This window comes from Methanosarcina thermophila TM-1 (assembly GCF_000969885.1).
GTDB lineage: Archaea > Halobacteriota > Methanosarcinia > Methanosarcinales > Methanosarcinaceae > Methanosarcina > Methanosarcina thermophila.
Genome location: NZ_CP009501.1, coordinates 2,273,103 through 2,286,793 on the forward strand (window position 1 = coordinate 2,273,103; position 13,691 = coordinate 2,286,793).

10 protein-coding genes are annotated in these 13,691 nt (G+C 42.1%); 2 read left to right on the forward strand and 8 right to left on the reverse strand.

Features of this window, described 5'->3' with window-relative positions; genetic code table 11:
* Positions 1-155: 155 nt before the first annotated feature.
* A complete protein-coding gene (locus MSTHT_RS09825; RefSeq protein ID WP_048167622.1) occupies positions 156-605 on the forward strand; it encodes a bactofilin family protein in 450 nt (149 codons plus the stop codon).
* 93 nt (positions 606-698) lie between these two features.
* Here the strand turns inward: MSTHT_RS09825 and MSTHT_RS09830 are convergent, their stop codons facing one another.
* The 3 genes from MSTHT_RS09830 to MSTHT_RS09840 form a co-directional block, all read right to left on the reverse strand.
* Positions 699-1,463 (reverse strand): ABC transporter ATP-binding protein, encoded by a 765-nt coding sequence (locus tag MSTHT_RS09830; protein ID WP_048167623.1) that lies wholly within the window; start codon positions 1,461-1,463, stop codon positions 699-701.
* A gap of 1 nt (position 1,464) precedes the next feature.
* The gene (locus MSTHT_RS09835) at positions 1,465-2,253 is read right to left on the reverse strand and encodes an ABC transporter permease (protein WP_048167624.1); all 789 of its coding nucleotides are present in this window, start codon (positions 2,251-2,253) and stop codon (positions 1,465-1,467) included.
* Positions 2,254-2,368: 115 nt separating this feature from the next.
* On the reverse strand, positions 2,369-3,370 hold the full coding sequence (locus MSTHT_RS09840; protein WP_048167625.1) for an ABC transporter substrate-binding protein: 1,002 nt from the start codon (positions 3,368-3,370) through the stop codon (positions 2,369-2,371).
* 446 nt (positions 3,371-3,816) lie between these two features.
* On the opposite strand from MSTHT_RS09840, the gene MSTHT_RS09845 reads away from it, so the two are divergent.
* Positions 3,817-4,338, forward strand: coding sequence for a helix-turn-helix domain-containing protein (locus MSTHT_RS09845; RefSeq protein ID WP_048167626.1), 522 nt, complete (start codon positions 3,817-3,819; stop codon positions 4,336-4,338).
* 284 nt (positions 4,339-4,622) lie between these two features.
* On the opposite strand, the gene MSTHT_RS09850 is transcribed toward MSTHT_RS09845, so the two are convergent.
* The 5 genes from MSTHT_RS09850 to MSTHT_RS09870 form a co-directional block, all read right to left on the reverse strand.
* The gene (locus tag MSTHT_RS09850) at positions 4,623-8,060 is read right to left on the reverse strand and encodes an S-layer protein domain-containing protein (protein ID WP_048167627.1); all 3,438 of its coding nucleotides are present in this window, start codon (positions 8,058-8,060) and stop codon (positions 4,623-4,625) included.
* Positions 8,061-8,225: 165 nt separating this feature from the next.
* Entirely contained in the window at positions 8,226-9,248 is a 1,023-nt protein-coding gene (thiL, locus tag MSTHT_RS09855) for a thiamine-phosphate kinase (RefSeq protein ID WP_048167628.1), read from the reverse strand.
* A 589-nt stretch (positions 9,249-9,837) separates the two neighbouring features.
* Positions 9,838-10,620 carry an anaerobic ribonucleoside-triphosphate reductase activating protein gene (locus MSTHT_RS09860; RefSeq protein WP_048167629.1) on the reverse strand — a complete coding sequence of 261 codons (783 nt, stop codon included), beginning with the start codon at positions 10,618-10,620 and terminating at the stop codon, positions 9,838-9,840.
* Between the two features lie 48 nt (positions 10,621-10,668).
* Entirely contained in the window at positions 10,669-13,053 is a 2,385-nt protein-coding gene (gene nrdD / locus MSTHT_RS09865; RefSeq protein ID WP_048167630.1) for an anaerobic ribonucleoside-triphosphate reductase, read from the reverse strand.
* Between the two features lie 78 nt (positions 13,054-13,131).
* Positions 13,132-13,383 carry a glutaredoxin family protein gene (locus MSTHT_RS09870; RefSeq protein WP_048167631.1) on the reverse strand — a complete coding sequence of 84 codons (252 nt, stop codon included), beginning with the start codon at positions 13,381-13,383 and terminating at the stop codon, positions 13,132-13,134.
* Positions 13,384-13,691: the final 308 nt, after the last annotated feature.

The following is a 13,691-nucleotide window of genomic DNA, read 5'->3' on the forward strand; positions in this document are numbered from 1 at the left end:
TATTCATGGCTTCTGATAGTGAACATTCGATGCTATTATATAATAGATATTCAATCTATTTTGAGAACTCAATTGACAAAATTTTGTAAATGCTTTACAGAACAGGTATTTGCTTTACATCTGTAGCCGGGAAAAACAGCCCGGAGTGATTTCTAATGAGTCGTTTTATCAAGTACCACCCCAGGTCCAATACTTACGTGATTGAAAAACGAGCTTTTTTTGAAGAGGATCTTACTCTGGACGGCAATGTAATTGTCGGGCAGGAAGTAAAATTCTGGAAGAACTTCACAGTGACCGGCAGGCTTGAACTCGGAAAAGATTCGATTGTTAGGGGTAATGTAAAAGCCAGAAGTGCTCTTATTTGCGCCGGGGCAAAAATTCTGGGCAGTATCGAAACAGTTTCTGAGCTTGTCCTTCTTGATAGGGCTAAAATAAATACCGCAGCCTGTCAAGGAGATATCCGCGCCAGACCTGGATGCTCTCTCAACTCAGTTAAAGCAGACGGTACGCTCGAACTCATTGGAAAAGTTAATGTCGGGAAAGTAGAGCCGTTAACCAAAGTAATTATTCGGGCTGAAGAATCGGGATTTTCCAGCAGTACTTAATGTTTTTTCCCTCTTTTCATTCTTTTCGTATCTTTTTATTCCGTTTGTATTTTTGTACAGCGGTCTTATCCCTTTCCATCAAGCCGTAAAAGTTTATCTTTTGAACCTCTCTTCTTCGAGAAGTTTCAGGACACGGTCCCTTAAACTGTTAACCTCAGGACTTGTCCTGCGCCGTGGGCGAGGCAGGTCTACGGGCACAATCTCTTTTATTCTTCCAGGTCTTGTGGTCATGACCAATATCCTGTCTGAGAGAACAACCGCCTCATCCACACTATGGGTCACAAAAATGCAGGTAATGTGTTTCTGTTCCCATATCTTCAGGAGTTCGTCTTGAAGAATATTTCGAGTCTGGGCATCCAGTGCCCCAAAAGGCTCGTCCATAAGAAGCACTTCAGGTTCATTAGCAAGAGCTCTTGCAATTGCAGCCCTCTGCTGCATGCCTCCGGACAGCTCATAAGGATAGCTATTTTTAAACTGTTCCAGGCCTACAAGATCGATATACTTCTCCGCATGCTTCCGAGCTTCAGCTTTACTAATTCCCTGCATCTCTAGCCCGAAAGTAACGTTATCAATGACTGTTCTCCAGGGAAACAGGGAATACTGCTGGAAAACCATACCCCTCTTGGGATCAGGACCAGTTATAGGGACTCCATTGAGTGTGATTTCTCCTGAAGTCTGGGTTTCAAGTCCTGCAATAATACGAAGCAAGGTAGTTTTCCCGCAGCCAGACGGTCCAAGAATGCAGATAAATTCGCCATCTTCAACATCAAAGCTCACATCGCGTAGAGCTTCCGTAACGCCATTACCCTCTTTTTTAGTAAATATACGTGAGACATTTTTTATACTTACTCTGCCCATTTTATACCACAGTTCCTGCTGTCCATCTAAGTAATTTTGCATCTACATAGTATCTGAAGAAGCGGTCAATTAAAAGGCCTACGAACCCAAGCAGAAGCATGTAAACGAGCACGAAATCCATCCTGTGCAGGTAGTAATTGTGCCAGATCTGATATCCAAGTCCGTTATCGCTAACTCCGAACATTTCCGCTGCTACAAGGCACATCCAGCCTACTCCCATGGCTATCCTTATTCCTGCAGCAATTGAAGGCATAGCTGAAGGAATTGCAATGTAACGTATAAGATCCAGATTCCGAGTACACCCAAGAACCTTTGCTGCCTCAACATAAACTTTCGGGACGTTTTTAAAACCTGTGTAAGTATTGATAATAATAGGAAAGACCATTCCCACAAACACAACGAAACCTGCAGCCTGGCGAGTAAGCCCAAACCACACGATTGCAAAGGGAATCCAGGCAAGGGGAGGAATCGGGCGCAGAATTTCGATTATAGGATCGATCGCCCTATCTGCTTTTCTGAACCATCCCATAGTTATTCCGAGTGGAATTCCTATTGTAAACGCAGCTATAATACCAATTGAGAAATGAACCAGACTTGTCAACGTATCTGTGTAAATTAGCCCGCTTTCGACAATAATAGTGAAAGAGTTTACTACATCAAAAAAGCTGGGCAGAAGAAACTTATTCTGTACTATTCTATCCGCTACAAGCTGCCATATTGCAACTGCGATTATGAGAGACAACGCTTCAATGGCATTCTCTTCTATTGTTTTTATGAAACGGTTCTTCATGTCTAATTAAAAAGAGTTCTTACTTTTTTACCTTTCCGGCAGACATCATTTCTCAGAAAAAAGAAAAGTTAAGGTTGCCACTATATAAAACAGAGACAACCGAATTTATTTTAACTTATTCTTGTTCCTGAGCCTGTTTTTCACTCATAACTTTCTCATAGAAGCTTGTATCAAAGATATCTTCCTTTGTCAGGGATTTTGGAATAATACCAAGTTCATACTGAGTGTTTGAGTAATTGACAGCCGAACTTTCAATCAATGCAGGATCTGTAATCCACTCTCCATCCCATTCTTCAAGAGATGTCTTTACAGTCTCAAGGTTCTCTGTGGTTTTATTTGAATAAATCTGAGCAGCTTCGTCTACATTTGCCTGGTTGTACTCTGTTGCTTTAATATGGGTCCTTACAATCTGCTCCACAATCTCCGGGTGTTCCCTGATAAGTTTTCCACTTACGACAAGTACACAGCAGGAGTGATTTGCTTCCATCTCTCCAGATTGCACTATAGTACGCCCGTTACCTTCCCTTTCTATAACCGTTGGGGATGGGTGAGGCAAGAAGACAGCATCAACCCGTTTAGCCGAAATAGCGGTGACGGCATCTCCTGGAGTCATTCCGAGAATTCTCACATCTTTCTCAGCATCAAGCCCGTTTTCACGGAGCCAGTTCTTTAGCAGGGTATCCTGAATCGTTCCTGGCGGGAAAGTAGCTATCGTAAGTCCTTTTAAGTCTTCAGGGCTTTCATATTCGTGTTCGGGTCGAAGAACAAGACTTGAGCCGTTTATCTGTACGGGCGTAACAATCTTTGCGTCAAGTCCTTCGCTGAGAGCTGCAACCACAGGGGCTGCCCCGACATAAGCGACATCCAGATCTCCAGACATCATAGCTTGCATCTCAGGGGCTCCTGTCGGGAATTGATATTCGTTAATTTTTTCAATTCCATATGGTGCAAGGTCTTCTTGCCACCATCCTTTCTCAGCCGCAGTCATGTATGCGATCTGGTGGGTACTCGGCTGATAGCCAATGTTCAATTCAGTAAGATCATCGGATGCGCAGCCGGATACGAAGATTGATGCTAGCAGCAATAAAATAAGTGTGAATATACCTATTTTTTTCAAAATCTCACCTCGTTAATTCTTAAAACTGACAATAATCCTGTAATGATAATAGTCCCTATAAATGACAATAATCCTATAAATGATAATAGTCCCTATAAATGACAATAATCCTATAAATGACAGACTTTTTTTTCTCTAAATTATTTTTTTGATTTCGGGTCTTCTTAAGGAATAATTAATAACTTCTCCTGATTTCCATAAACTTTTTTGCGAAGAATTTCTTTTTTTCAAATAAAAGTCCTGGTAAGAAATAAAAAATAAATATATGCAGTGAGTATCAATATTTTTTACGTTTCCTATATATATCTTCTCAATGCCGTCATGATTATATCCCAAATGTATTAATACAACGGGATATATTTCTCATTAAGGACTAAATCTTCTGTGAAATGTAAATTATTTCCCAAAAACAAAAATTTTCTAGAGGGTTTAAAAGGTTGAATTTTATGAATGTTGCAGACAAGGTTATCAAATCCGCATTCGAATCCGATGAGGTTTTTCAAAAAACGCTTTCCACTGTAATTAAAGAGGATCTTAACCTCACTGCTGTGGATTTTGCCAAAAAAGCAAATATCCCCCCAAGCACCCTTTACAAGATCCTGTCAGGCAATCGGGACCCCAACATTAAAACCCTCCGCCAGATCGTGAAAACCATCCGTGATATTAAAGTATCAGACAGTGGAGAATTTATTGCTGTCATTGCAGCTCGCTCTGTGCTTGACAATATCGTGGAGACAAAGAAGAAGATATCCGGCAGGCTGATTACAATCAGGGAATACTCGGCAACCTCAATGGAAGAAGCTATAATAGCAGCCGTTAACGCCGAGAGAGACGGAGCAAAAGCCCTGGTCTGCGCTCCCATAGTGAGCCCGACTGTAGAAAAGATTGTAAATATTCCAGTCACGACAATTATCCCGAAGAACAGTCTTATAGATGCGATTGAACTTGCGCTTAAAAAGATGGAGTGATCGTTAGGAAAAAAGCAGTATTATATTTGAAGAGAAATAAAATCTGGGAAAACACCTGATATCCGAAATAAAAAGCAATTTAAAGTATATACAGAATTTCCAAAAGCGGTAAGTTAAACTAAACTTGAATCAAGTCTGAGTCAAATCTTAATTCTATTAAAAATGAAAAAGACCCGCGTTAATTTGAAACGCGGAAATTCTGAATCTAATTTTTTAACTTTTGTTTTTCTTTGGCTTTCTTTATCTCTGAATTCTATTTTACTACCGCTTTTACCTCCACTAATTTACTTTTTAAGTTCCTTTATTTTTTCCTGAATCATTGAGATATCCCCGCCACCTTTTGTAAAGAAGTAGGCAGCTCCACCTACTATTAGCAGGAAAAAGGCTCCAAGCGCATAGAGCAGTAAGGAAGACTTCTCTTTTACAGTGTAGGTTGCGGTTTCTCCTCCAACTTCTACCCTGTAGGTTCCAGGCACCTCTTCTACGTGCTCAAAGGTTACAGTGGTGTTCTTCCCTACATCCAGGGAAATTTCTTTTGATTCGGTTGCGTTTCCGTTTATAAACAATTCCACACTCTGATTTCCTGCAGCGTTGCCTATGTTTCCGACGTCAATTGAGATTTTTGCAGCCTTTCCTGCACTTACTTCTAAGGGCTCAACTACAAGGTTTGAGAATTCGAAGATGGCTTCAAAGTCTCTTACTCTTATATCTTCTTCCAGATCCAGGAATCCTTCTTTTGTCACGCTCAGTTTAAGAGTGCCGCTTTTATCTGTCTTATAGGAGACTTTTCCATCAGGTCCCGTTTTGTTAACTAAGTTCCCGTTAATCGAAACATTTGCACCCTCAATTGGGTCGCCACCGATTGCCTTGACAACCTCAATTTCCAGGGTATCCCCGACATAAGCCGTTTCAGGTGAAACACTAACTGTCATTTTCTCTTTCGGAGGAATGACATTGACGTTCTTGTTTGCAGTTGTGTATCCATCTTTTTGTGCAGTCAATTTAAGGGGTCCGATATTCTCTGCAGTGTATTTAACAGTCCCATTAGCGTCGGTCTTACCTATATTAGTCGTGTTAACATTTACGCTGGCACCTTCGACCGGGCTGTCACCTGCAGTCACTCCGATATCAAAAGTGTCACCTACAACGATCTCATCAGGCACGCTGATCTTGAGCTCTCTGCTGGCTCCATCTTCGTTCTGGATTTCTACAGCAGGATAGAACCTGAGAACATTGTCATCAGCTACTTTGAAGCTGATATTGCCCATGATCTCGATTGTTTCTCCCCTATCAAGCCCGATATCATCATCATTCTTCATTCTAATGCCACTTTCGGAAACACTGCTAACCTCCATCTCGCCAAAGCTTTCTCCATTTTCGATTTCAATGTACTCATCCGAAATCTGGAAAATACCCTGTGTGAAAACAGCCGAGGTCTCAGTTCCTGCGAAGACTGTGCCGAAGTGTACTATGATCAGGGGTATATCCTCAGCTTCCCCAATGTCGGTTTCGTAAATATAATCCTGATTGGAGGCAACGAAAGCCTCATCTACCACTTCTCCATCCTTCTCGAGCTGTACCCAGACAGTATCCCCATTAATGTCTACTTCCACGATGTTCAGGGAATAGCCGTTTTCAAGCACAAGAGCAGAACCTGAGTACATGGACTTCCTGTCATCACTGTCTATAAGGATTTTAGCAAGAATATTATCCGAGAGAAGGCTTACGTCGTCTACTGCTCCGTTAACGGCTCCCTCATCATATCCTGCAAAATACTTGTCTGCCATAAACCCTACGACCATGAAATTGCCCCAGTTACGGTATTCGAACTGAACTTTCTGAGGCTTGGATTCATAGACCAGTTTATCGGATGGGATAGTCCTGCCATTCAGTTCTTCTACCCTAAGCTCTTCAGTTCCGATTCCCTCATCTATGTTATAATAGAAACCTTCAAAGTTGAAAGGATTCCAGACAGGAGTAGAGTTTCCATCTTTATCCTCATCATAAACAGTCCCGCGAAGCTCGTAAGTTCCGGATTCTGAGGTATCGAGAATGGGAGCAAAACGCAGTTTACTGTCATCGGCAACCCTGAGTTTTATCTTACCCATGAGGTCGATAGTTTCGCCTTTATCAAGTCCGATACTATCTTCATTTTCCATTCTTATTTCATTACTGCTAGTGGACTTTACTTCCATTTCTCCGAAGGTGTCTCCATTATTGATTTCTATATAATTGTCCGAGATCTGGAAAACCCCTTCAATAAATGCAGCCGAGGTTTCAGTGCCTGAGAAAACTGTACCGAAATGGGCAATGATTATAGGTACATCTTCAGCTTCGCCAAGGTCAGTCTCATAGACATAGTCCTGTCCAGAGGAAATAAAAGCGTCATCCACAACATTTCCATCTTTCTCAAGCTGTATCCAGACAGTTTTCCCATTAACGTCAACCTCCACGATATTCAGGGAATAACCGTCTTCGAGGATAAGAGAGTCTCCTGCATACGCTGATTTTTTATCATCGCTGTCTATGAGGATCTTGGAGAGAATACCGTCAGAAATCAGGCTAACATCATCACCTATAACTGAGTTTTCACTGTAGCCTGCAAAGTATTTCTCTGCCATGAACCCTATAACCTGGTAGGAACCCCACCTATTATATTCAAAATCAGTCTCAGTAGGTCTTGTTATATACTTGATGTTTCCTGCATCTATACTTCTTTCTATATTTTCAATCCTCATTTCTTCTGAGGATACACCGGAATCAAGGTCATAGTAGAAGCCTGAGTAACTCTGTGCGTTCCAGGTATAGGTAGTGGGCATCCCCTCTTCCCATATTCTGTTCCCACTTGCTGGAGCTTCAATTGTTACATTCCAGGTCCGTGTAGATTGGTCGTATACGCCGCTGGGATCACTGATTACTGCTTTGAGTGTATAAACAGTCGCATTGTCCCCTCTAAGTTCGTATGAAGAAGAAGTCACGCCTGTATCAGTTTTTTGATTTATATCATTGACAAACCACTCAACGTTAATACTCTGGTTGTTTGTAGAACTTACACTGAAGGTCTGCGATTTTCCCTGCTCTACTTTAACCGTTTCCTCAGAGGGGGCAAAATTAACAGGCACTCCTTCTGCTGATACTGTCCAATCCCATCTATAGCTTGCAGTTTCGTTACCATCCTCGGCTATAACAGTGACGTTATATATGCCTGCTGAAGATGCAGTGGTGTTTTGATACATATCTGACATTGCTCTAATAGCCGGTTTAACTTGTTGTCCGTCTATATACCAGGTGATGTTTGCTTCCTTGTTTGTCTCAATGCTAAATTCCTGGGATTCTCCTATTCTTGTACTTGGATTAGTCTGAGGATTTGGGTTTATAATCGCCAGTGCACCTGCAGTACCTTCTACATTCCAGATTATTGGATCTAATCCATCTATACTGGCTATCACCTGGTATGATCCCTGCTGAAGAGTATGATCGAGAGTTGCAACATTATTACTATCGGTTTGTGTTGTTGTTGTCTCTCCTCTTATATTCCATGTGACAGTGGCACTTTCATTTAAAGGAATAGCAAATATTTGAGATGTACCTGCTATCCCTGTAACAGTTGAGTTCGTTGAGGGTGTAGGGTCTGCTACCAGACTCGGGGCTGCTGTTACAGCTCCGCAAAATAGCCCCAGCACCATAATTGCTGTAAATATCTGTAAACTAGCTTTTTTCATAGTCGATCCTTCTGAACCTTGTGCATAAATTATATTATGAATTTAGTCAGTTTAACCCGGAGTTTACTCAATTTTTATGATCTAAGGGGATTAATCAATCAAGAATTCTTAATTTTTCTTCTTTCTCACCCTGGCTTCTATTTGTGGGGGTAACTTAACTTTTAATCAGGAGGACCCATCAATTGTCTCGGCTTTTAGCTGCTGGTATCCTCGCTGCGCTATAGTTGTAAGCTTGCATTCGGGGGATTCAAGTACAATGCCCGCTTCATACATTGTGCATTCTCCTATAACAGTTAAGTTACATATATTTTGTACTTTTTTCATCTCTTGCGGGTCAATTGTAAAAAGAAGTTCAAAATCTCCGCCTGTATAGAGGGCAAGTTCCCTCAGTTTGTCGGGGTTTGAGGCGAATTCTCTGACTTCTTTGAGGATAGGAAGGGAATCTTCCCAGATCCTGAAGCCTACATGGCTCTGTCTGGCAAGGTCGTAAAGAGACATTGCAAGACCGTCACTTGTATCTATCATGGATGTGACTGCCCCGGACTCTGCCATTTGTCTGGCTTCCTTAATGCGCGGAATTGGCTCAAAAAGTGCCTTCAGAACAGTCTCACTCACTGGTTTTTTCAATTGTAGGGCTTCCAGAGCTGCCCCCGCTGAGCCTGTATATCCAGTGACGCATACAAGATCACCTGGTCTTGCTCCGCGCCGAAGAAGGAGCTGACTTTTTTTTACCTTGCCCAGCGCCGTCCCTGTAATCGTCAGTTCTGCGTGGGTGTCAAGATCGCCTCCGATAATCGCAGTTCCACAGAATTCAGCACACGCCTGCATACCTTTTGCAAGCGCTTCAACAAAATTAATTTCGGTATCTGAAGGCATCCCGATTGCCATAATAAGCCCTATGGGTTCTGCACCCATGGCTGCAACATCACTGAGGTTTACCGCTGCTGACATCCAGCCCATTTGCCAGGCTGTCATCTCCTCCGGAAAATCCGTGGTTCTGTGCAGCATATCGGTAGTAACAACCAGGCAGTCTTCGCCTTTCAGGTCAAGGACGGCGCAGTCATCCGAACCTGCACCAATAAGGATTCCTTCCTGCCCTTTTTCCTTGCCATCAGGAGCTTTAAAAATCTCGGATAAGATGGAGATTAGAGCGCGTTCCCCAATTGAAGATACTTTTGTGTCTTTCATGGTCTTTTTTGAAAAAGTAACCTTTGCTTTTACTTTTTATAAACACATGCCCTCTGTGAGCTAAAATGCACTGAGTTTCTCTCCTTTATTTAATTTGTGTAACGTGCAAAGTTACACAAAAAGTTAGTAATATTCACGGAGATTTCCTATATTCAGAGAGATTTTTCTATATCTAATAAAATCTATAAAACTTTTGTAAACTTCAAATTCATTCAAACTTAAAACGTGGTTTTCTATAAAAAGCCAGAGTAAATGATTAAAAAGGAGACGTTCTCAGAGCTGGAGAGAACAATTGCTAAAAAAGTGTAGAGTTTGAAACTGGGAACAAATTATTAAGAAAAAAATGAAGATAAAAGTTGTAAAACAGGAAATTAAAAACAAGAAATCCAGAGCAAGAAACTGAGAACAAAAAGTCCAGAGCAAGAAACTGAGAACAAAAAGTCCAGAGCAAGAAACTGAGAACAAAAAGTCCAGAGCAAGAAACTGAGAACAAGGAGTCTAGGGCAAGAAATTAAAAACAAGAAATGCAGAGCAAGAAATTAAAGATAAACTGAAGAATAAAAAACACCGAAGAATAAAAAATGGAATATTACATTGAATCAAATATAATTTCTTCTCCGTTCTCTTTTGTTCTTATTCTCACATCATTCAGGAAGCTTTTTGCTATTTTCCCCAGTTCGTACAGTTCTTCCCTTTCAAGCACCTGTGTCTCCCTCAGACTTTCACGCAAACTGTACTCCGGGATGCCCTGCTGCAACACATACGTAACTTCGCTGTTCTTAATATTTTCTGAGATCCAGGCAGCTATGCTGGCAATCTCTTCCCTGCTTCCGATAAAGTCCCTGATTAGTGTCGTCCTGAGTTCCAGTTCCATGCCGCAGGAATCTACAATTTCGAGAGTCTCTATTAAAGATGTAATAATCTTTTCAGGTGTTTTTTTCACGGCTTCATATTCTCCGAAGCCCGCAACTTTCCCGTAAAGATCGGGATTATCTGGTGGAGCTTTTATATCGACAAAAAATTTATCAACCAGCTTTCGTTTAATCAGTTCATTTGCCATCTCAGGGTAGCAGCCGTTTGTGTGAATTCCTATTGCAAGCCCCATTTCTCTCACGAACTCTGCAAGAGGCACAATTACATCCTGCATCAGAGGCTCTCCTCCTGAAAATACAACTGCACTCACAAAAGGCTTTGATTTTTTAATTTGATCTTTTACAAAGTCCAGTTCCACGTATTTCGACTCATCAAGGTATTGATGGTTCAGGCAGTAGGCACAGCGAAGGGGACATCCTCGAAAAAAGATGGTGACTGCTGCTCTTCCTCTCCAGTCTACGGTCGAGATTGGGACTATACCAGCATAGTTTAATCTCATAGTCCATCGTTTCTTAAAGTTGTACGTATAAAAAAGGTTAAGGAACTCTTACCTGAGTTCCTGCACACTATATCGTTTTCTATCCAGGAGCTCCTGACGCTTGCCTTTGTTCCATCCTTCTACGGATTGAAGGTATCCTGTGATCCTTGAGAGATGCTGCACGTTTTCAGACTTGCACTTTGGACATCTGTCTAGCAGGCCGTCAGCTACATATCCCTCGTCAATGCACACAGTCATGTCCCGAGTAAAGGCAAAGTAACCGGTCTGGGTATTCTTTGCAATATACATGGCAAGCTCCTGCAGACCGTCAGGATCTGGCTTTCCTTCTCCTAGCCAGATATGCATGATATTTCCACCGTCCACAATCGGGAAGAAAGTATGTTCGTACCTTATCCTTTCGGGCAGAGACACGTCTGCACTGGGCGAAAGATGAGTCCCATTGGTATAGTAAATCGGCAGGTCATGCGTCTGATTCAAATCCCGTTTTGCAGCCTCCAAATCTCCTTTGATTGTAAGCTCAGCTTTTTCAGCATACTCCTTATGCAAGAGATCTGAGACTGCAAAACGCTGGGCAGTTGTCTCTGCGGGTGTTCTTGCAAGAGCAATTTCCATTCCGGTTTCTTTTGAAAGCTTCTGAGCATGCATCTTCATCTCAAACATAGCCCTGATTGCAAGCTTATAAGCCTCTGGAGACTCATGTATCTGATAGCCTGTATGGTACTGAACCATCTCATTAATCCCTACTACTCCTATGGTATATACAAGGCTATCAAAATCCACTGCCATTGCTCCTTTTTCCCCGGTATTCGGGTCTTTAGGACGCTGGGCTGCAAACGGAATCCGGTTTTTCTTGATCAGGTTGTTCATCCATTTTCGTTTGATTTTGAAGACTTCCACTCCCTTGTTCATCAGGAATTTGAGCTCATTAAAAAGTTTCTCATCATCATGTTCAGCTTTATATGCAGCTCTTGGACAGTTTAAAGACAGAACCATCCATGACCCCATTGAGAAGTGCTTTCCGTCCTTAAAATAAAGTTTGTCATTGAATTCGGCGTCATCTGTGGGATTTGCAGAAAATTGATAGGCACAACATTGATAGCATGAGATTCCCTTTCCTGCGCCCCTGTACTCCGGAAGCTGGTTATCAAAATAAGGAGTCCCGAATTTAGCAGCCAGCTCGAAGGTCATCCTGTACAACTCTTTATAAGTCGGAAGATCGGGGTGAGCTCTGTTGAATTCTTCGTCTTCTTCCATAAAGTCAGGCTCAATGGAAATTTCGGGCTTGGGGAAACTGAAAGGCTTGCCCCAGGCATCTCCTTCAAGCATGACATCCATCAGAGCCTTAAATCCAAGACGAACCTCTCTTTCAAACTCCCCGTAGGTTCTCAGCGGAGCCTGTTTGCCATCCCAGACCTTACCCTTAGCGACAATCGGAATATTTCTCCAGAGCTTTGGAACCCCGGGGGAAAGCTGCACGGATGAGAAAACGGTCTGTCCGCCTCTTGCGCACATCATCTGCATCATTTCGTAGACGAACATCTGCATAAGCTGTTTTATCTCTGTTTCAGACTTGCCCTCCAGATAGGGAGCCATAAATGTCAGGAAATTATAGAATCCCTGCCCACCTGCGAAATTTGTCTGAGCCGAGCCCATAGCTTTAACTGCATGAAGGAAAGCTACTTCAGCATTTTTTGCAGGCTTTGCTACACTGGACTGCGTTCCTACCCCGTCAGGCATAAGCCCATAGTAGAAAAAGTAACGAAGATCCCAGTCTTGGCAAAAAGGTCTTGTGCCCATGTATTCAAGGTCATGGATATGGAAATCCCCATTCAGGTGTAAGTCTGCAAGCTCTTTCGGCATCAGAAGGAGGTTCTGCTCCTTGGACATCTTATCGGCTTTTCTTTTATGTGAGGTCTCGGCATTGTTCAGCTGGTTTGCATTATCATTCGCCTCAAAGCCGTATCCAGTATCAATTTCGTAGGCATCATAGACCGAAGCCCCAACCCTGGTCATGATATTTCTCCACTCGACATGTCCTCTGTCAAGCAGGATATTGTTGACGATTTCCCGTATAAGAGGACCTGAGAGAAACTTTAGATTCATCTTTTTGATGATCTTTTCCGCTTCCTTTGCAATCTCAACGGCTTCTTCTTTTGTTATTGCGGGTTTATTGTAGAAGATCTCGCTTAATTTTGTCTCTTTCAGGAGCTGGTTTACAATGATATTCCTGTCCCAGTTAAGAATGAAGCCGGCTGTTGTCCTTACCTTGGGGAGGGGGGAGATGGACTGCCCGTCAAGGGTCTTTTGCACTGGCTGGTTGTCAGATAACTCGTCATCATCTTGGAGTGGAGAGATGGACAACTCTTCAAGCGGCGTTTGCGTTGATTGGTTGTCAGATAACTGGTTATCGTGTAAGAGAGTCTCGCCTGTCATTTTCTCATCTTCAATATCTGTTTTAGAATGGAATTTGCAGGATTATTCAAATTATTCTGATTTTCAAGATCGTTTTCATCACATAATTCCCTGGATTTTCTCGGAGTCTACTTCTCCCTCACGGAAGAGTTCCTCGTGTGTAAGAAAAGTATCATCGATCTGTAAAACAGGCGCTGTCATAGTGAAGACCCCGTTGAAACGCAATTCTGTTAGAGCTTCTGGAGTAGACATATCTGCTACCTCGAAAGCAATTGAATGCGTTTCCAGGAAATTTTTTAATTTATTACATTTCGGACAGCGGTCCGTTGTGTATAATATTATTTTTGCCATGCTTTACGTCCCTCTGATTTTTACTCTAATTCTTAATCTGATTTTTAGTTACCGCTTTTGCACAGGTTTCTTCCCGCTCTACATATTGTTTTTATTTACATTGTCGGCGGGATGAGCGTGCAGGTGCATAGTGCATTATAGCAATAAAACAAAACCCATGCGGGCCACTATTACCTCAGTTAACCCTTGTAATTCTTATAAACGTTAATTATAAGTCAGCAATATCGGAAAAAGGTGCGGCTTCCAGGAAGCGCCCCCTCTGATATCCTTTTTCCCACGCTAATAAGTGGAAATGACCTTTATTTTAA